This window comes from Adlercreutzia sp. DFI.6.23 (assembly GCF_024462535.1).
In the GTDB taxonomy this organism is placed as follows: Bacteria; Actinomycetota; Coriobacteriia; order Coriobacteriales; family Eggerthellaceae; genus Adlercreutzia; species Adlercreutzia rubneri.
In genome coordinates, this window is sequence record NZ_JANGBP010000082.1 from 1 (window position 1) to 441 (window position 441).

The 441-nt window shown below is 66.4% G+C and carries 1 pseudogene; it reads right to left on the bottom strand.

Annotated features, from left to right (window positions below):
- Positions 1 to 441 (bottom strand): annotated as a pseudogene (locus NE591_RS12440) (hypothetical protein); the annotation flags it as partial.

Consider the following 441-nt stretch of genomic DNA (forward strand, 5'->3'; position numbering starts at 1 on the left):
TAGATGGTGCTCTTGGAAAGGGTCATGACCTCGCGCATGTAGGGCACCGATCGGCCGCGGCCCAGATAGCGCAACACCTCGGTCTCGCCCGGCGAGAGCTTGAAGGCCTCGGCCATGGCCGCCACGTAGTCGACGGGCTCGGCGATCGGCGCCGCGTAGACTCCCTTCCCAGCCTCTTGCGCCAAGACACTTCCGGCAAGCCCCTCTCTCGACGGCACCTCCGACCCCGACCGCGCCTCAGCGCCGATTTCCGGCGCAACCGAGCCCAAAGCCCCGGCGACCCCCAGCATCCCCGGCGATTCAAAGCGTTTCTGCAGGTGCAGAAACAGCGGCAGCATCACCACGCACAGGCACACGAGCGCCAAGTACAGCGGCAGGCCAAAGCGCGGCGATACCGATACCTCCAGCATCGCGCCCGCGAGAAACCCCAGCTGAACCATG